Consider the following 19,171-nt stretch of genomic DNA (forward strand, 5'->3'; position numbering starts at 1 on the left):
TGTTTCTTACCGGTATTTTTACAGCGATTTCCTTATGGATATGCACGGCTCAACATGACCGTGTAAAAGGAATGGGTATTACTTTAATCTTATGGGCATTTTTCGCGTTTTTATTTGATGGGATCCTGTTATTTCTCATGTTTCGATTCAGTGAATATCCCATCGAAAAACTGATCCTCATCCTATCATTCCTGAATCCGCTCGATATTGCCAGGATAGCTGTCATTATGCAAACCGATGCCTCTGCCTTGCTCGGGTTATCAGGAGCGATCTTCAGTGACTTTTTCGGAAGCAAAGCAGGTTTGATTATCTCCTTTACAGCCTTATTAGTATGGTCGGCATTGGCTTATCTGAAATCAATATTCAATTTCCGCAGAAAAGACCTTTAGACTTCCGTTGCAGCATCCATTTGCTTTCAATTAAAATGTGTTGGTTTTAAGCAACTATCCCTTGAAAATTATTGCTGGACAAGCGTTCTGCAAGAACAGATGGACCGGTATGTCACCGGCAGGTCTCACCAGGCTTTTTGATAAAACAGAACCGGTCTGAACCTTTGGCTGGCATTATTCAGAGAAAGGACATTTTCCACAATTGTATTTGCTGTTCATTTTCATTCTTCTTTGTCTTGCAGCCACCTTATGTGCGTGGAAATCCCTTAAATCAGGACCCGTTCCGGTGTAAGCTTCCAGGGGGTAAGCCCGTTGATTGCGCTGTTAGGGAGGTTCGTGGCAAAGTCATTCGCTCTGTGTTGCAGGTTGATTGTTAACTGAAATGTGTCGGCAGGGGTTTGATGATTGAAGTAATAACATTTCCGAAATATCGGTCGAAGTTCTGGTTGCGATACCGGGATACCCGCCTCCGGTTGAGTTGGGCAACGTATTTTTCCGGAGGTATGCCCAGGAAATATACACCGCCCTGATCTCTGATGAAGGCCAGTGCGGTGACGATGTTAGAGGGTCAGCACCCAACGTACCGCAGCAGCATACAGTGTTAGCAATAGCAATCGTGATAAACAATTTGGAGTTCGGAAGCTTACGGTACCAAACTGTATGCTGTTGCTGTATGCTCAATACTGCTGATCGTACCAGTCTCTTCTGCGGGTCAGTTTAAGATCCTGCAGGACCGCGGATTTTACCTTGATCGTCAGGTTGTAGGATTGACGGAATCCGAAAGGTATCCAGGTGAAACTCATGTCCCAGCAATGCAGGTCGCGGTATACACTGACGGAAGTATAGGTAAACTGATTGTTCTTGAAGTCATACCCCGTGCTGAAGCCGGTCTTCCACTGGCTGGTGATCTTCAGGTCTCCGGTCAGTCCAAGGGATTGGGTGATCAGCGCTTCCGAGACAGGCTTGCTATAGGTGAGGTTATAGGATACATTCATGCTCCAGGGCATGGAAAAGTCGATATAGCCATCCCTGTTCCTGTATACCTGTTCGCGTTCTTCTTCGGTGCCACGGTTGGTGGTATTCTTATTTCTTTCTTCACGGCTGTGATGGGCCAGACCGAAATTCAGGCCGGTATTAAAATTAACCAGCCGTCCTAATCGCCCGTTCTCATTTACCTCCAGGCGGTTCAGGTTGCGGCCGATGGTGTCGATGACATAAGGGTCATAAACACTATTGAAGGTAAGGTTCACATTTTTGAATATGCTTGTACGTGCGCTCATGGCAATGCGCGACCATTGCAGGCTGTCTTTGGCGAGGTCGTAGCCGGTTCCAATCGCCAGATTCTCGATCAGTTTTATTTTTCTGGGAGTGCCGGTCGTGTCTCCTGTTGCGGGGCGTACCTTCATTTCAAGGTTGTTCTGGATACCCAGGCTAAGCAATCCCGACTTACCGTTAGGCGGTCCACCGAAAATACCCTGCTCGTAGAGCGAGTAAACCTGTGTTCTGCCTGTTGAGTCAATTTGTACTTCATCATAATAACCATATCGACTGTCACCGAAATCGGGTCGTATGCTAAAATTCAGGGCAGGAGTTACGACATGACGTATTGCCCTGATGTAATTCTTTTCGCGGAATTCTTTGATGCCGTAAATCTTTGTCGTCATCGAAGCGTTGGCCGTGTAATCCCAGGGAGCGGACAAATCATTGATGGTTTCCGAAGTGACCGTCCTGGTATCCGGATCGTATGTTTTTCGGGTGATCTGATGATACCAGCGCATGTTTGATGTTAGGGAAGGAGAAATGGTCACATATCCGATGCGGAAGGAGGCGCTGATCGGAATACTGTGACGGACGCCGAGGCGAATATTGTCAAATGCAGATGGACTGAACATCAATGAGTCGTATGTCTGCACGTCGTTTTTGAAATTCATGTTATAACTGATGCCTATGCTCTCATACCATCGTTTCTTTCCCGGAGTCCGCGACTTGAGGTTGAGCCGGTTCATAGAAAATGACATGTCCGGAAGACTCAGGTTCACCACTTTTGTTTGCGTATTTTGACGGTGTTTGAGGTTCATGGAAAAGTTAAAAGGGCTTTGGTTCCATGATTTGCTGTAACCGATGCTGGACATAAATTCGTTGGAAAGAACATCATTGGCGTTGTAGGAGTTATTCCGGAAATACGTTCCGCTGTTGATGTTCACATTGGCCGAAAAACGGCTGAGGGGACGGGCTTTCGGGTCTTGCTGGTGGCTCCAACGGATAAAGAAATCTTTTCTTAAAGAGTAGTCAGGGAATTCCGGGTCGCTGAACTTGAGGTATGAATAGCCTAAATCCACACGGCCGCTGAAACGATAGCGTTTTCGGTATGAACTGGAGGTGCGCGCTCCCCAGCTGCCACGTGAGTAAAAATCACCGCGAACCTGGAGGTCCATATATTTTCCGAGTGCAAAATAGTACCCGCCATCTTTTAAGAAAAAACCCAACCCTTTGGATTCGCCATAGGTTGGCAGAAGAATGCCGGACCTTTTGCCTTGTTTGTTGGGGAAGTACCCGAACGGAAGGGCCAGTGGTGTGGGAACATGCTCGATAACCAGATATGCAGGCCCGGTAATGATCTTATCATTGGGTATCACCTTGAGTTTTGATGCATGAAGAGAGAAATGAGGATCTTCGTGATCGCAGGTCGTGTAATCTCCGCCTCTGATATAATAAACATTGCTGGTGTCTTTTTTGACCTGTTCGCCGTGCACATATCCATCTCCTTCGCGTGTTATCACCTCCAGGATCTTCCCTTTTTTTGATTTGAAATTATACCTGATGCCTGAGGCAGTAAATTCTTCTCCATCATCTTTAAATACAGGCTTGATCGGTTTGCCGGTGGAGTCAGGTCTGGTTTCTGCGGAAAGGGTATTGGTGTTCCAGTCGATGACAATATAGGGTGCCTTTAATGTCGTGGTTTCATATTGTATTTCGGCGGAGCCATACAGGTAAACCAGTTTTTCAGCCACATCGAACCGAATGGAATCCGTAGCGGTGTAATGCACCGGTGATTTCAATGCATCATTCTGGCCTTGTTTTTGCGTTATGATTGTGTCTGCGGTCTGAGCCATCGTTGAATCCGACACTTGCGAAATGCCGTATAACGGGCAGAAACACAGGATGAGGATGTTTAGGAATTGTATGATGGATCGGACCTGAAGCAAACGAATGTTGATATTTTTAAGTTAGATAAAAGGCCGAAACTAACTTTCGGGTGTGTAAAAATAGTTGATCTATGGCTATGCAACGCATACAATCATCCATAACTTGCCCTCTGAATAACCTGTTCCGATGAAAAAACTGTTGGTCATATTGATAGTGCCGGTGTTGACAGTGCTAACATCTTTTGTGCCAAAACCGGTAGAAGGGTATAAGATCAGAACAGTGGTGATTGATGCCGGACACGGCGGACATGATCCGGGATGTTCCGGCGCAGGCGCTCTGGAAAAGGATGTTGCATTATCTCTTGCCCTGAAACTCGGCAAACATATCGAAGAACAATTTCCTGAGGTGAAGGTGATATACACGAGAAAGGAAGATAAGTTCATCGAACTTCATAAAAGGGCGGCGATTGCGAATGAGAATAAAGCGGATCTTTTTATCTGTATTCACCTGAATTCAGGACCTGCAGCGGCATATGGGTCGGAGACCTATGTAATGGGTTTGCATAAAAGCGCAGCGAACCTTGAAGTAGCCAAAAGGGAGAATGCATCCATCCTTCTGGAGGATGATTATCAGGAACAGTATGACGGCTATGATCCCAAATCACCCGAAGGAAGTACCATTCTTGAACTTTTTCAAAGCGCCCATCTTGAACAAAGCCTGAGTCTGGCGACTAAGATTCAGTCCCAATACAAGAACAAAGCAAAGATGAAAGATCGTGGCGTGAAGCAGGCGGGTTTTCTGGTGTTATATAAGACCACGATGCCAAGCGTTCTTATCGAATCAGGTTTTCTGACCAATCCATCGGAAGAAGCGTTTCTGACATCTGCGGAAGGGCAGGCAAAAGTAGCTGCCGGGTTGTTCAATGCTTTCAGCGAATACAAAAAAGAGATGGAATCCAAATCCACAGGTACCGTTGTTGAACGGACCCCGGAAAATACCCAGCCGACCAAACAATCACCGGATGAACAAGGTAACACAGCCTCGCATGATGTAAAAGTGAACGCAAGACCGGGAGAGGAAGAAGCAGGTGTGGTATTTAAAGTACAAGTCGTATCTTCGGCCAACAGGATAGAGATGAATGATCCGTCATTTAAAAACTTAAGCAGCTTAAAAGAATACCAGGATCAGGGAATTTATAAGTATGCAGCAGGTAGTGCCAAAACTTTCTCTGAGGCGACAACACTTCAGAGTGATATCAGGGCCATGGGTTTTACAGATGCGTTCATTGTTGCCTTCCGTGACGGGCAAAAGATCCCTTTGCGGGATGCACTGGCAGAAGCCGGTAAGTAATTATGCAACCAAATTATTCAGGTGAAAATAAATAGGGAATTTAAGATCGGTATCGTGGTGCTGACGGGCATTGTATTGTTCGTTTGGGGATTCAAGTTTTTAAAAGGCACCAATATTTTCCAAAGCAATACGGTGTATTTCGCTAAGTACGACCGTGTGGACGGACTTGGAGAGGCCAATCCGGTGCTGGTAAACGGACTGAAGGTTGGCCAGGTCAAATACATCCGGTTCATTAACGGACAGCAGGCAAATATCCTGGTGGCATTCACCATAGATGAAGATGCATTCTCCATTCCAGGGGATTCCAAAGCGAGGATCACGAGTGCCAATCTGATGGGAGATAAGGTCATTAACCTTATCCTCGGAAGGTCTCAGAATTTTCTCGCACCGGGTGATACCCTTGGTGCAGAAGTGGAGGAGAGCCTCTCAACATCCGTGTCCAAGACCATTGCACCATTGCAGGAACGGGCAAACAACCTGATGGTTTCCCTGGACTCGGTACTCGCCGTTGTTCAGTTCATCTTTAATGAAGGTACCAGCGAAAGTATCAAGGAAAGCTTTGTCCGCATCAAAAATACCATCAAGAATTTTGAGAAGACTTCAGGGCAACTCGAAGTACTTCTTTCAGGGCAGACAGGCAACTTTGCGAAGATATCCAGCAACCTGGAGAGCATCACAAGCAATATCAAGAACAACAACGGAGAGCTCGATAACGCCATTAAGAATTTCTCGAACATCAGCAGTGAACTGGCCAAGGCAAATATCTCCGGCACGGTTAAAGAACTGAATACGTCCATGTCCAAGCTGACAACAATCCTGGATAAGATCAACAGCGGGGAAGGAACAGCGGGTAAATTGCTTCAGGATCCGGACCTGTATGATCAGCTGACCAATGCATCAAAATCACTGGACAAACTGATCAAGGATATGGAGGAGCATCCCAGGACTTATTTTTATCCATTAGGTAAAAAGAACAATCCAAACATCAAAAAGAACTGATGTCTAAGCAACTGGTATTCATTATTGTCTTTTTGGTGGCCGGTGGTGTTTTCGGCTTTACCTGTATGAGGTTGCGCCGGTTTTTTAAACTCACCCGTCCCTCATTTCCGATCGATCGCATTGGTGAACGCATGCGGCTTACCCTGATGGTTGCTTTCGGACAAACGAAAATTTTAAGAAGGCCCGGCATCGGTTTGCTTCATGCATTGGTATGGTGGGGCTTTATCGTGATCACCCTGGGCACGGCGGAAATGATGGTGGATGGCCTGGCAGGTACAGAGCGGTTTCTGGGTGCTCTCATCGGGCCGTTGTACGATGTGATCATGGCTTCCGGTGATGTGTTCGCCGCGTTTATCGTATTTGCCTGTCTGGCATTCCTGTTTCGCAGGTATGTGATGAGGGTGAAACGCTTCCGGGGCGTGGAAATGACACCCGGCGCCAATATCGATGCCACGATCGCCCTGATGCTGATCCTTCTGCTGATGGTTTCCCTCCTGGGTATGAACATCGGTTATGTGAAGACACATGCGGGAAATATGGTTGGTATGTATCCGGTCGCATCGCAGCTACAATACCTGATCCCCGATTCAGGTGCTCATGCATTCCACGAGATCAACTGGTGGACGCATATTTGCCTCGTCCTGGTGTTTGCTAATGTACTGCCATACTCCAAGCATTTTCATGTGTTCATGTCTGTGCCCAACGTATTCATGAGCCGGCTTGAGCCCTATACCAAGATCGCCAACATGGAGAGTGTAACAAAGGAAGTTAAGGCCATGATGGATCCGAACACCGCCTTTGCCAATCCACCCGAAGGCGAAGTGGCCGTAGTACCAAGGTTTGGAGTGAAAGATGTCGAAGATGTATCGTGGAAGAATTACGCCGATGCACTCACTTGTACCCAATGTGGCAGATGCACATCGGTATGTCCCGCAAATACCACCGGGAAATTGCTTTCTCCCCGGAAGATATTTGTGGACCTTAGGCATAGAATGAATGATAAGGGCCCCGGACTGATTAAGGATGCGTCCTATTCCGATGGTAAATCCCTGGTAGGAGATTATATCAGCACCGAGGAGCTATGGGCCTGCACCACATGCAACGCCTGCGTTCAGGAGTGTCCGGTGAATATCGATCATGTTTCTCTGATCATGGACATGCGTCGCAGCCTGGTCATGGAGGATTCATCCGCTCCGGAAGCATTGGTAAGCATGTTCAATAATATTGAGAATAATGGTGCTCCCTGGCAGTTCTCGCAATCTGACAGAATGAAGTGGGCCGAAGACATTACCGTTAAACCTGCATAAGCTCATGAACGAACAGGATCAATCAGCGCAAGGTCAGCGTACCGTGAAAGTGCCTACAATGGCTGAAGTGACTGCTGCCGGTGAACAGGTAGATGTCCTTTTCTGGGTGGGATGTGCCGGGGCATTTGATGACCGGTATAAGAAAGTCACCAGGGCATTCGTAAAGATATTGGATTCGGTAGGGGTGAAGTATGCTGTGTTGGGAACCGAAGAAAGTTGCACCGGAGATCCTGCGCGACGTGCAGGAAACGAATTTCTCTTCCAGATGCAGGCACTGGGAAATATTGAAGTGTTGAACGGATATCAGGTGAAGAAGATCGTTACCGCATGCCCACATTGTTTTAATACCCTGAAGAATGAATACCCGGATCTGGGAGGCAACTATGAGGTTATTCACCATTCAACCTTTTTACAGCAACTGATCGATGAAGGTAAAGTAACAGTGGCAGACGGCAAACCTTTCAAAGGGAAAAGGATCACCTTCCATGATTCGTGTTACCTGGGTCGCGGCAACGGAATTTATGAGGCCCCCAGGCAGGTGTTGGAAAAACTGGATGCGGATCTGGTTGAAATGAAACGCAGTAAAAGCCGTGGTCTGTGTTGTGGGGCGGGTGGAGCACAAATGTTCAAGGAGGCTGAAAAGGGAGATAAGGAAGTGAATGTTGAACGGACGGAAGAAGCGTTGGGAACCGGATGTGGTATCATCGCTACGGGATGTCCGTTTTGCATGACGATGATGGAGGATGGAACCAAACATTTCAATAAAGAGGATGAGGTGAAGGTTTATGATCTTGCCGAATTAATCGCAGAAAACAATGGACTCTGATATCCGGCATATGGAAATGCCCCTGGATGCGAGGGTATGGGTGTTTCAGGCACAAAGAAAACTAAGCCCGACGGAAGCGGATTTTGTACGTTCCGATATGCAGGATTTTCTTTCCGGATGGGCGGCGCATGGTGCGGAATTGCTTGCGAAGGTGGCCGTGGTGTATCATCGTTTTGTTGTTGTGTTGCTTGATGAAGGACACGCCAATGCTTCAGGATGTTCAATCGATAAACTGACGGCCAGGGTGAATGCCTTGGGTACGGAACTTAATAATGACTTTCTGGATCGCAGGATGGTGGCTTATATGGCCGGTAGCGGAGAAGTGGAGACCACCTCACTGGATGATATCAAACAGGCATTTGATTCCGGTCTGCTGAATGAAGACACGGTGGTTTTTAACAATTTGGTGCAGACGCGACAGGAATTCGAACAACAGTGGAAGGTGCCTCTGGGTAAAAGCTGGCATGCCAGATTTGCTGGTGTAAAACAGGTTCAGTCCTGACCTTCTATCCTCCGGCCAGTTTTTTAGCGTCGGTAACAGGAATATATTTTCCCTTGTCAAATGCGATAATAAACGCACCCTTGACACCATTCTTATCTACAAGAATTTTTCTTTTGAATGAAGCCTGGGTCGCTTTGGAATAGTCACCCACCGAGTATTTATACCATCCGTTGACATAATCCACATAGATCTTTTCGTCCTTCAGGTTGTACTTGTTCTCGAATACAGACACAGGAACTTTAGATTGTGCCGCACCGATTTGCACCCTGAAAACAACCTCATGTGCTTTGTCTGAAGCAGGTGGGGTGGGCTTTTCAGGAACAGCTTCTGTTTTTTGAGGTGGGGCAGCTTCCGTAGCCTTAGGCTCTTCTACTTTCATGGCCTGCACTTCGGCAACTTTTTTAGCCTCTTCTTCCTCTTTAGCCTTCTTGTCTGCAGCTTCTTTTTCTGCCTTTAAGCGGGCTTCTTCGGCGGCTTTCGCCTTGTTTTCAGCTTCCTGCTTTGCTTTGGCATTCGCTTCCTCTTCGGCTTTTCTGGCCTTTTCTTCCCTGGCTTTTTTCTCTTCGGCTTCTTTTAGTCTGGCCTGTTTCTCCTCTTCCTTCTTTTTCTCGGCAGCTTTTTCCTCTTCGATTCTTTTTGCTTCTTCTTTTGCCTGTTCCGCCGAAGCTGATGTCAGGTCGTCGGTATTCTCTTCCTGAGTATTTTCCACTACAGGTGTCGAATCCGATGCCGGGGTCTTACCGGAAGATGGTTTATTGTCCAGGACCAGCGTTCTTGCTTCTTTGCTATCTCCCTCGCCGCTGATGTTCAGAACATTTACCTTGGTTTCATCGGTTTCAATAAGCACCCGTTGTGTAGGAATGTCGATGTTCTTTTTTTCCGCATTCAGCATATAGGAGAATTTGCCTCCCAGGGAAGTGGAGCCACCTTCTGCATCATTGGTCGACAATTCATATTTCACTACAAATTTCGGGGTCTGTGGAAGCGCAAGCCATATGATCTTCATAACCCGATCTTCCTGAGTAAAAGTTCCCTGCTGAAGGTCAATAGGCTTTGCAACAAATCCTTTTGGGAGAATCTGCTGAATCTTTCCGATCCCTCCGATGTTCCCCTTGTTGACAGTTATTTCTACGGTAACCGGGGTTCCTGATTTCACATGATCCGGTACAAATTTCTGACTTACGGTCACAGCGTCCTGGGCCTGTAATCCTGTTGTGAACAGGCAGGATGCAATCAACAAAATGAAAATATGGGATCTTGCTTTCATGGTTACGGAGGCACATTAATTATTACTCACCCAGAATCTTTTTGATTTTACTTGCCGACATATAATTTCCATTCTGGTCACCTACAACAAGTGCGGTCTTCACAAATTTCTTTCCGGTCATTTCCCTTTTAAATGCATTGGCTTCTTTATAATTCTGGAATTCGCCTATGGCATAGATGTATTTGGTTCTGTCTTTAATGACATGAATATCCTCTTCCATCTTGTACTTTTTCTTGTACTTTTCGGTATCCACTTCCTTGGTGTCTGTGAATATCTGAAGTCGGTAGTAAACCTTGGGTTTTTCGGGTTCCGGAGGTGCGGGGTCGCCTTCGCCTTCTGTGAGGTCCACGCCACTTACCTCCCTGATCTCCGCCGCGGACACGGTGGAGGTTAGTTCCTGCGATTGCTCAGAGGTATAAGTGCGAATCTTTTTCTCATCGCCTTCCCCCTTAACTGTAATCACTGTTCCACCGGCGAGTTCTTTCCCCACAAGCAGACGCTCCGTAGGTATATTGATGACCTTGTTCTGATCATCCTGTACATAACCGAATCTTCCGGAAATGGAATACGAGCCACTTGTGCTGGTGTCGGATTGTACTTCGAATGAGACCGTGAATTCTTCAGGGACCGGCATGTTCTTCCAGCTGATGGTCACTATTCTTTCATTGAAGGAAAAGGTTCCTCCCTCGGACTCCAGTTCGGCAGCTTCAAAACCATCGGGTAGTATCGCAGTGATCTTGCCTTTTGTTTCCAGCTCGCCTTTGATCACATTTACATTGATGATAAATACATCACCCGGGTCGATAAGGTTTGGTTCGAAGGAGAAAGTAACTCTTACGGAAGAGCCTTCATTCGTATCAGCCATGATTAAGGTGGTGCTGAACAGGACAGTAAAAAGAAGGATCAATGCCTTTTTCATCATATAAAATATAAATTGTTTGTGCATGCGTTAAATGCGATGAGTACTTAAGCGTGAAAAATTTACTCCGAAATGCTCAATAAAATCTGGACATGGCTGCACATTGTTGGACCAGAATAAACCAAAGGTAGTGAATTTTGATTTTTTTCAGGTCAACGAAGTCACAGAAAGGAAGGGTATGATGTGAATTGACGATTACAATGTGGTCGTTTGGATCGTCAACAACAGGGTATTAGTATGAGGGAATAAGGAAAATAGGTAATATAGAGATTAATACACCTTTACCGAAGTGCCCAAAATGCGCTCCAGGCCTTCTGTGATTACGGTCTCAGGCTTATATCCTACGGCGTTTAAAAGTTTTTGAGAACTACCAATTCGCCGTTCAATCTCAAAGTCATAGCGTTTTTGTGGAGCCTTAATGCAAATAATCTCTGAGTCAGATTGTGTAAGACTTTTGATTTCAACGGCCAGTTCACCGATGGTGATCTCCTCTTCATTGGCAATGTTGAATATCTCGCAACCCTTGACTTTTTGTGTAAGCCTGATGATGGCTTCCACCGTATCATCGATAAAGGTAAAATCCCGCGTTTGCTTCCCATCACCAAATACCGTAATGGGTTTATGCTGCACCGCTTGTTCAATGAAACGCGGGATAACCATCCGGGTATCCTGCTTTTCACCGTATACGTTAAAGAAGCGAAGTGAAAGCGAGTTCAGGTCTTTTTCTTCATAAAGCGCAGCCAGGTATATTTCGTTGTAGCGTTTGGCGATTGCATAACTGGTGCGGGGGTCGAGTGTAATGTTTTCGGTAACACTTTTTTCAATGGCTGAATGACCATAAACGCCGCTTGTTGAAGCATAAACTACCTTTTCTACGCCGTTCTCAATAGCCACCCGGGCGACGTTCTGTGTGCCAAGGCATTCTGTTTCCATGGTCTCTACAGGATTGTCGGCCACGACATCCACGCCTAGAATGGCTGCCAGGTGTATGATGTAATCACAATTTTTTGCGACAACCCTCATCCCATCGAGGTCTCTCACATCAGTTCTGCTAAATTGTACCGCCTTAAGAATGTCCTGATCAAGCTTATTCCCTCGCAACAGTATGTCGGTTACAACCACATCGTGGCCATCTTTAACCAAGCGTTTTACAAGATGGCTTCCGATAAAGCCCGCACCTCCCGTTACAAGAATCTTTTTCATACCTGACTTCATTTAGTTAGCTCCTTTTCTACGGACGCAAACATATAAAGTTCTGCTAAAACCAGATATATCGGGATAGCTTTTCGATAATTTTCTAATTTTGGCGACATTATGAAAACTACCTATATATTGGGGATCAACGCATTTCATGCGGATTCTTCCGCATGTATCCTCAAAGACGGCGTGGTGGTGGCAGCCATCGAAGAAGAACGGATCAAGAGAATTAAACACTGGGCTGGCTTTCCGGAAGAAGCCATTCGTTTCTGCCTTTCAGAAGCGGGTATCCAGGTTACCGAATTGGATCATGTGGCTATCTCCCGTGATCCGAAAGCCAACCTAGGGAAGAAAATTTTGCACACCCTCAAGAATAGGGTAAAAGTCAAAGCCATTGTTGACCGGGTACAAAACCTTGGGAAGGTCTCATCTGTGCAGCAGCTTCTGGCCAATGCAACACAAACCGAAGTGTCTGGTATTCGTGCCGTTTTTCACCAGGTAGAACATCATAGATCTCATCTCGCCAGTGCTTTTTTTGCATCTCCCTTTGAGAAAGCTGCACTTCTGTCCATCGATGGTTTCGGTGATTTTTCATCGACCATGACGGCTACGGGAACGGGCAATCAGATGGAGGTACACGATACCGTTTCATACCCACATTCACTTGGTATCATGTATACCGCCTTTACCCAATACCTTGGTTTTGGAAAATATGGTGATGAATACAAGGTGATGGGACTTGCGCCTTACGGCAAGCCTGAGTACCTGGATCAGCTGGACGATGTGATACATATGCTGGATAACGGACTGTTTGAGTTGAACCTGTCCTATTTCAGGCATGCGAAGGAAGGTGTGGAAATGAACTGGGAAGGGGGTGAGCCCTCTATCGGCTCCATCTATAGTGAGGTGATGGAAAAAGCTTTTGGTCCGGCTAGAAAGAGAGAGGATGAGTTGACCCAGCACCATATGAACCTGGCTTCCTCCTTGCAACGAAAAACTGAACAGGTGATCTTTCATATGGCTACCGCCCTTCAACGGAAAACCGGTTTGAAACAGTTATGTCTTGCCGGCGGGGTAGCACAGAATTCCGTAGCCAACGGAAAGATACTCGCACAAACCCCTTTTGACGAATTGTATGTTCCTCCTGCGGGACATGATGCGGGGACGTCATTCGGAGCGGCGCTTTATGTGCATAATCAGGTTCTGAAGAGTCCCAGGGTGGAAGCGGTATGGTCTGCAGCGACCGGTAGCCGGTTCAGGAATGAAGATGTGGAGGCGTGCCTTAAAAAGCATAACCTCAACTTTGAAAAACTGGAAGATGATGTTCTGTATGACAAGGTGAGCGAATGCCTGTTGGATGGTGGTGTGGTTGGTTGGTTCCAGGGGCGGGCAGAGTTCGGCCCCCGTGCTTTGGGGCATCGTTCCATACTTTGCGATCCGAGAAGAGCAGATGCAAAGGACATTCTGAACCTCAAGATCAAAAAGCGTGAATCATTCAGGCCTTTTGCACCATCTATTCTTGCTGAATATAAGGATGAGTATTTCGAAGGAGCAGACCAGGTTCCATTCATGGAGAAGGTGTATGTCATCAAGGAAGATATGCGGAAGAAGATACCTGCCGTTACCCATGTGGATGGAACCGGCAGACTGCAAACCGTGGATAAGGTGCATAACAAACGCTATCACCATCTGATCAGTGCATTTTATAAGAAGAGCGGTGTACCTATCATCCTGAATACTTCCTTTAACGAAAACGAACCGATTGTCAACACGCCGGAAGAAGCATTGCAATGCTATCTCCGCACAAGCATGGACATGATCGTACTGGAGAATTATCTCGTTAGCCGATAAACCATTGTTGCCAAAAATCACAATCATCACGGTGTGTCGCAACAGTGCGGACACATTGAAGGATACGTTGCAGTCTGTAGGCAACCAGGCGTATCCTGATCTCGAATATCTTGTTATTGACGGTGCTTCGGAAGATAATACCCGGGAGATTGTTGAGCAGTTTGGCGCACACGTAACGCAATTTATCTCAGAACCCGATCAGGGCATGTATCATGCGGTTAATAAAGGAATGGCTCTAGCCACCGGGGAGGTGATCGGCTTGTTGCATGCGGATGATTTTTACGCGGATGATCAGGTATTGAGGAGGGTAGGGGAAGCGTTTGAAAATCCTGACGTGGATGCAATATATGGTGATCTTGAATACGTGGACAAGCAACGAACCGAACATGTGGTGCGTTATTGGAAATCCGGCAACTATGCTCCGGGAAAATTCCTGTATGGTTGGATGCCGCCACACCCGACATTTTTTATCAGAACTCATCTGGTAGATAAATATGGTCCGTACCGGTCTGACTTCCGCTCAGCGGCGGACTACGAATTTATGCTTCGCCTGATTCACCGTTATCGCATACACCTGAAGTATATTCCTGAAGTTCTGGTGAAGATGCGTGTGGGCGGGAAGAGCAATGTCACGATGGACAACAGGTGGAGGGCCAATCAGGAAGACAGGATGGCCTGGAAAGTAAATGGTATGACCCCTTATTTTGTTACGCTTTACCTAAAGCCGCTACGAAAATTGGGACAATGGCTTAAGAGAAGATCATAAAAAAAGCCTCCCTGATCAGGAGGCTTTTTTTATTAAACCGTTCGTTCTACCTTCTGTATTTAGGTCTGCTGAATTTGCTTCTTCCACGGTAACCACGTCTGCTGCCTTTGCCGCCGAAGATCTTTCCTAGACCCATTCCGGATGAGCGTCTTCTTTTTGCAGGCATGGCATAACCCACCTTCATCACACCAAAGAAATAGTTGTCGTTGTGTTTGGGGTCGCCCCTTTTATCGCCTGCATCATAATAATCCATCGTGTTGGGGTCATCCGTGCCGTCAATGGCAATTCTTTCCGCAGTGCGGTTGGCAAGGGCGGCTGTTGTCTTTGATAGCAGGGATGGATCGACATATGTTGTACTGATGTCGTCAAGATAATCCGTGAACGTTTTCCGCCAACCCAATTCAAAACCGATCCTCAGATTCCGGTTGATGGTACTGTGATAACCGAGCCCCATTGGGACAATCATCGTGAACCGGCTGTATTTGTTGCGTCCGTCAACGACCCCTTGTCCCTCGGTACCCAGCGGCTGTAGACTGTACCATATGCCATTAAGGTTGGCTTGCGGGTTAAAATATACTCCTCCGAAGCCGATGAAGGAGTATGCGTTCACATCGATACTGGTCCGTCCTTTACTTCTTGTTAGGAGGTAACTGTGACCGTATTTTTTGAATTTGAAGAATGTGAACTCAAGTTGTGTAGAGGCCTCGATCAGAGGACTTCTGAAATGCAAATTCCTGTAACGTCTTCCGAAATTTGTGCTGTTGCTGTCAGCACCGGCAATGCGACCGTACATCATGTTAAAGCTTATTCCGAAGACCGGGTCCATCCTGTAACGCATATGAAAGCCGACCACATAACGGGTGCTTTTCAGTTTCATGTCTCCGACAAAGCTTTGCCGGTTTTTTTCCTTACCCCCTATTTCACCAAGGTAATTGCTTATGCCAATGGATCCGGAGAAATCCAACTGGCGCTGGGCAAGTACTCCTGAGCAAAAAAGTAGTACGAACGAAAGGATAGATAGTATGCGCATCTTGTTGGTGTTTCGCAGCAAAAATATAAAAATCTGGTTATAAAGTTACTACCTTTAAGGTCTAATATGTCGTGTCTCTCGCGGACATGTTATACGTGATCTCAGTAATTGGGTTTCAATAGGTTATGATTAAAGGTAGGGTTTCGGAATTATTTGGGATAGATTTTCCGGTGATACAGGCTGGAATGATCTGGTGTAGTGGCTGGGAACTGGCCTCTGCCGTGAGCAATGCCGGAGGATTGGGATTGATCGGAGCCGGTTCAATGCATCCGGACGTGCTCCAGGACCACATAAGGAAATGTAAATCCGCAACCCCCAAACCATTTGGTGTTAATATTCCTTTGTTATACCCGGAGATACCACAGTTGATGGAAATTATCCTTGAGGAAGACGTTCCCATCATTTTCACATCTGCCGGAAATCCGGCCACATATACCCCGATGTTGAAAGGCGAAGGTAAAACGGTGGTGCATGTGGTATCCAATCTGAAATTCGCGGAGAAAGCGGTAAAAGCAGGTGTGGATGCCATTGTTGGAGAAGGTTTTGAAGCCGGTGGACACAATGGGCGGGAGGAAACCACAACCATGTGTCTGATACCTTTGTTGAAAAAGCACATTGAGGTGCCGGTGATAGCTGCAGGCGGAATCGGAAGCGGAGAAGCGATGCTTGCTGCATTTGCCCTGGGGGCTGAAGGTGTTCAGGTAGGCAGTCGCTTTGTGGCGTCTGAAGAGTCATCCGCGCATCCCGATTTTAAAAAGGCTGTTGTAGAAGCGGGAGACGGGGACACTGAATTGACCTTAAAAGAACTCACGCCGGTGAGGTTATTAAAGAACAAGTTCTATACACAGGTAAAGGATGCATATCAGCATCAGGCCAGCATAGAGTCCTTAAGGGAGTTGCTTGGAAAGAGAAGATCCAAAAGGGGAATGTTTGAAGGAGACCTGGATGAAGGTGAATTGGAGATTGGTCAGGTGGCCGCAACCATCAATGACATCAAACCTGCGGCAGATATACTGCGATCAATAATAAGTGAATATGAGGTAGCCCGGAAAAGGGTGGCTGCCATGCAAGAAACCATTAAATAGATTTCATGATTCAATTTGAACGTTTTGTCCTTGATAACGGAATGAAAGTTCTGGTTCATCCGGACCACACCACGCCCATCGCTGCGGTAAACCTTTTGTATGATGTAGGGGCGAGGGACGAATCTGCCGGGCGAACCGGCTTTGCACATTTGTTTGAACATCTGATGTTCGAGGGATCGGTGAATATACCTCATTTTGACCGCCCTCTGGAAATGGCGGGAGGCACCAATAACGCTTTTACCAGTAATGATATCACCAATTATTATGAAAGCCTGCCCATGATGAATCTGGAGACTGCGTTCTGGCTGGAGTCAGACCGGATGATGTCCCTGAATTTTTCTGAAGAGAAACTGGCCATACAAAAGCAGGTGGTGATTGAAGAGTACAAACAACGATACCTTAATCAACCCTATGGCGATGCCTGGCTCATGTTGAGACCAATGGTTTACCAGGTGCATCCCTACCAATGGCCCACGATAGGCAAAGAGATATCACATATTGAAGAAGCAAGTCTGGATGAAGTGAGGTCATTCTACTTTAAACATTACCGCCCCAATCAGGCCATTTTGGTTGTTGCCGGACCCGTTTCAACGGAGGAAGTTCGCGTGCTGTGTAATAAATGGTTTGCCGAAATACCCAATGGTGAGGACTACCAACGTAGTTTACCGGCTGAGCCTGAACAAAAAGAAAAGAGAACCATGCGGATTGCCCGGGAAGTACCCTTGGATGCCGTATTCATGGCCTGGAAAATGGCTCCCAGGCATTCGGAGCGGTTTTACCGGGCCGACTTGTTGAGTGATATCCTTGCTTCCGGCAAAGCATCCCGGTTTTATACGGAATTGGTACAAAAAAGGAAGCTGTTCTCCGACATAGGGGCGTATACCACAGGAGAATGCGACGGAGGAATGTTTGCCATTTCAGGTAAACTGGTGAAAGGGGTCAGTCATGAAGATGCAGAAGCAGGAGTTTGGGAAGTGATCCGTGACCTGCAAAAATCCTCCATGCCTGATGAAGAGCTGCGCAAAGTTCAAACCAAGGCAGAATCTATTTTTCGTTTCGGACAAATGGATATCACACACCGGGCCATGGAACTGGCATACTTTGAGTGGTTGTCTGAAGCGGAGGACATCAACAGGGAGATTGATAGAATTAAAAGTGTAAAACCCCGGGACATAGGGACGGAAGCAAATGACCTGCTCAAAGAAGAAGCAGCCTGTGTCTTATATTATGAATCAATGGGATGATGGAAGTAATTGACAGAACTTTAGCTCCGGCATTTAAGAATGTGGATGACATCGGACTTTCTGATGTTAAGAAGCAAACCCTGTCCAACGGTTGGCCTTTGCTGACGCTGCGTGCAGGCATAGAGGAAGTGGTCCGGATTCAGTGGGCATTTCATTTGAGTGGCAATAACAGATCTGGCTTTATGGCTGATCGTGCAGCCAATGCCATGATGAGGGATGGAACGGGAAACAGGGATTCAAGGCAAATTGCCCTGGAGCTTGATGGTTCGGGAAGTCACCTGGGTTTATCCGTTGAAGGAAATCTGGCACATGTGACGTTGTATACATTGTCAAGTCAGATCACTGCGATCCTGCCGCTGGTGAAGGATCTCATAACAAATAGCGTATACAATCAACCTGCTTTTGATCTATACCTGCAAAGTCAAAGGCAGTCGTTGATGGTGAACCGCAAAAAAGTATCCTTTATGTCAAGGAAGGCATTTAAGGAAAGTATCCTTGGGAAGGATCACCTGAATGGATTTGTGATAGATGATCACGACCTGGAAGTGTTAAGTCCCGAAGGAATTAGGGAGGCCGCACGTGAAGTGTATATGCAGCGTGGAGCCTATGTGATGATGGCAGGGCAATGGCCTGATGGGGTGGAGGCCGCCATTGATGATGTGGTGAAAGATATACCCTGCATTGGTATGCCGGAGGCGATAATAAAATCAGAGGAAAAGGTAATAAAACCCGGAAGAAAACTCGAAGTAATTAACGGTACGGTGCAGGCCGCCATTCGCATGGGTATGCCATCCATTAACAGGGCCCATGAAGATTTCCCGGCACTTTTTGTAACAAATACGGTACTGGGTGGGTATTTCGGATCAAGATTAATGTCGAATATCAGGGAAGATAAAGGGTTTACATACGGAATAGGCTCCGGACTGGTGTCCCTTCCGGGTGCCGGTTATTTTTTCATTACCACCGAAGTTGGCGCCGATGTATGCCGGCAGGCCATAGATGAAATTTACAAAGAAGTGAATCGTTTAAAGAACGATGAGGTTCCCGAGGAGGAACTCAGTCTTGTCAGAAACTATATACTGGGTTCGCTCATGAGAAGTGCAGACGGCCCGTTCAGCCAGGCTGACGTGCAACTTGGGTTGATCAACCTGGGTCTGGATATATCGTATTTCAGTAACTTGGTGAATAAGGTGAAAACCGTGCAACCGGATGAGATCCTGGCAATGGCCAATAAATATTGGGACACAGGTGCCTTCGTTGAGATTGTGGCGGGACCTGCCGGTTGCTGCTGA

The 19,171-nt window shown here is 46.7% G+C and carries 16 protein-coding genes; 11 read left to right on the forward strand and 5 right to left on the reverse strand.

The window, feature by feature from the left end:
• Nucleotides 1–389 (forward strand): ABC transporter permease subunit (locus KDD36_08270; protein MCB0396633.1); only part of this gene is annotated, 389 nt, incomplete at its 5' end.
• A gap of 677 nt (nt 390–1,066) precedes the next feature.
• Here KDD36_08270 and KDD36_08275 read toward each other — a convergent pair.
• Nucleotides 1,067–3,517: an LPS-assembly protein LptD gene (locus KDD36_08275; GenBank protein MCB0396634.1), complete on the reverse strand. Its 2,451-nt coding sequence runs from the start codon at nt 3,515–3,517 to the stop codon at nt 1,067–1,069.
• A gap of 205 nt (nt 3,518–3,722) precedes the next feature.
• Between KDD36_08275 and KDD36_08280 the strand changes: the two genes are divergently transcribed.
• Genes KDD36_08280 through KDD36_08300 form a run of 5 tightly spaced genes read left to right on the forward strand, consistent with a single transcriptional unit; the run spans nt 3,723 to nt 8,520 of the window.
• A complete protein-coding gene (locus KDD36_08280) occupies nt 3,723–4,886 on the forward strand; it encodes an N-acetylmuramoyl-L-alanine amidase (protein MCB0396635.1) in 1,164 nt (387 codons plus the stop codon).
• Nucleotides 4,887–4,907: 21 nt separating this feature from the next.
• Nucleotides 4,908–5,885, forward strand: coding sequence for an MCE family protein (locus tag KDD36_08285; GenBank protein MCB0396636.1), 978 nt, complete (start codon nt 4,908–4,910; stop codon nt 5,883–5,885).
• Nucleotides 5,885–7,192 carry a (Fe-S)-binding protein gene (locus tag KDD36_08290; protein MCB0396637.1) on the forward strand — a complete coding sequence of 436 codons (1,308 nt, stop codon included), beginning with the start codon at nt 5,885–5,887 and terminating at the stop codon, nt 7,190–7,192. The genes KDD36_08285 and KDD36_08290 overlap by 1 nt, the downstream gene beginning before the upstream one ends.
• A 58-nt stretch (nt 7,193–7,250) precedes the next feature.
• Nucleotides 7,251–8,018, forward strand: coding sequence for a (Fe-S)-binding protein (locus KDD36_08295; protein MCB0396638.1), 768 nt, complete (start codon nt 7,251–7,253; stop codon nt 8,016–8,018).
• Nucleotides 8,008–8,520, forward strand: coding sequence for an ABC transporter ATPase (locus KDD36_08300; GenBank protein MCB0396639.1), 513 nt, complete (start codon nt 8,008–8,010; stop codon nt 8,518–8,520). Before KDD36_08295 ends, KDD36_08300 begins: the two co-directional genes overlap by 11 nt.
• A 4-nt stretch (nt 8,521–8,524) precedes the next feature.
• Here the strand turns inward: KDD36_08300 and KDD36_08305 are convergent, their stop codons facing one another.
• From KDD36_08305 to KDD36_08315, 3 genes are all read right to left on the reverse strand, one after another.
• Nucleotides 8,525–9,787 (reverse strand): hypothetical protein, encoded by a 1,263-nt coding sequence (locus KDD36_08305; protein MCB0396640.1) that lies wholly within the window; start codon nt 9,785–9,787, stop codon nt 8,525–8,527.
• 22 nt (nt 9,788–9,809) lie between these two features.
• A complete protein-coding gene (locus tag KDD36_08310; GenBank protein MCB0396641.1) occupies nt 9,810–10,706 on the reverse strand; it encodes a hypothetical protein in 897 nt (298 codons plus the stop codon).
• A 270-nt stretch (nt 10,707–10,976) separates the two neighbouring features.
• On the reverse strand, nt 10,977–11,909 hold the full coding sequence (locus tag KDD36_08315) for an NAD-dependent epimerase/dehydratase family protein (protein MCB0396642.1): 933 nt from the start codon (nt 11,907–11,909) through the stop codon (nt 10,977–10,979).
• Nucleotides 11,910–12,020: 111 nt separating this feature from the next.
• Between KDD36_08315 and KDD36_08320 the strand changes: the two genes are divergently transcribed.
• Both KDD36_08320 and KDD36_08325 read left to right on the forward strand, forming a co-directional pair.
• Nucleotides 12,021–13,754, forward strand: coding sequence for a hypothetical protein (locus KDD36_08320; protein MCB0396643.1), 1,734 nt, complete (start codon nt 12,021–12,023; stop codon nt 13,752–13,754).
• A 7-nt stretch (nt 13,755–13,761) separates the two neighbouring features.
• On the forward strand, nt 13,762–14,520 hold the full coding sequence (locus tag KDD36_08325) for a glycosyltransferase (protein ID MCB0396644.1): 759 nt from the start codon (nt 13,762–13,764) through the stop codon (nt 14,518–14,520).
• A gap of 46 nt (nt 14,521–14,566) precedes the next feature.
• On the opposite strand, the gene KDD36_08330 is transcribed toward KDD36_08325, so the two are convergent.
• A complete protein-coding gene (locus KDD36_08330; GenBank protein ID MCB0396645.1) occupies nt 14,567–15,550 on the reverse strand; it encodes a hypothetical protein in 984 nt (327 codons plus the stop codon).
• 128 nt (nt 15,551–15,678) lie between these two features.
• Between KDD36_08330 and KDD36_08335 the strand changes: the two genes are divergently transcribed.
• Genes KDD36_08335 through KDD36_08345 form a run of 3 tightly spaced genes read left to right on the forward strand, consistent with a single transcriptional unit; the run spans nt 15,679 to nt 19,171 of the window.
• Nucleotides 15,679–16,635 (forward strand): nitronate monooxygenase, encoded by a 957-nt coding sequence (locus KDD36_08335; GenBank protein MCB0396646.1) that lies wholly within the window; start codon nt 15,679–15,681, stop codon nt 16,633–16,635.
• A 5-nt stretch (nt 16,636–16,640) separates the two neighbouring features.
• Entirely contained in the window at nt 16,641–17,879 is a 1,239-nt protein-coding gene (locus KDD36_08340; protein ID MCB0396647.1) for an insulinase family protein, read from the forward strand.
• Nucleotides 17,876–19,171 carry an insulinase family protein gene (locus KDD36_08345; GenBank protein ID MCB0396648.1) on the forward strand — a complete coding sequence of 432 codons (1,296 nt, stop codon included), beginning with the start codon at nt 17,876–17,878 and terminating at the stop codon, nt 19,169–19,171. Before KDD36_08340 ends, KDD36_08345 begins: the two co-directional genes overlap by 4 nt.

The sequence above is a fragment of the Flavobacteriales bacterium genome, from assembly GCA_020435415.1.
Lineage (GTDB): Bacteria > Bacteroidota > Bacteroidia > JACJYZ01 > JACJYZ01 > JACJYZ01.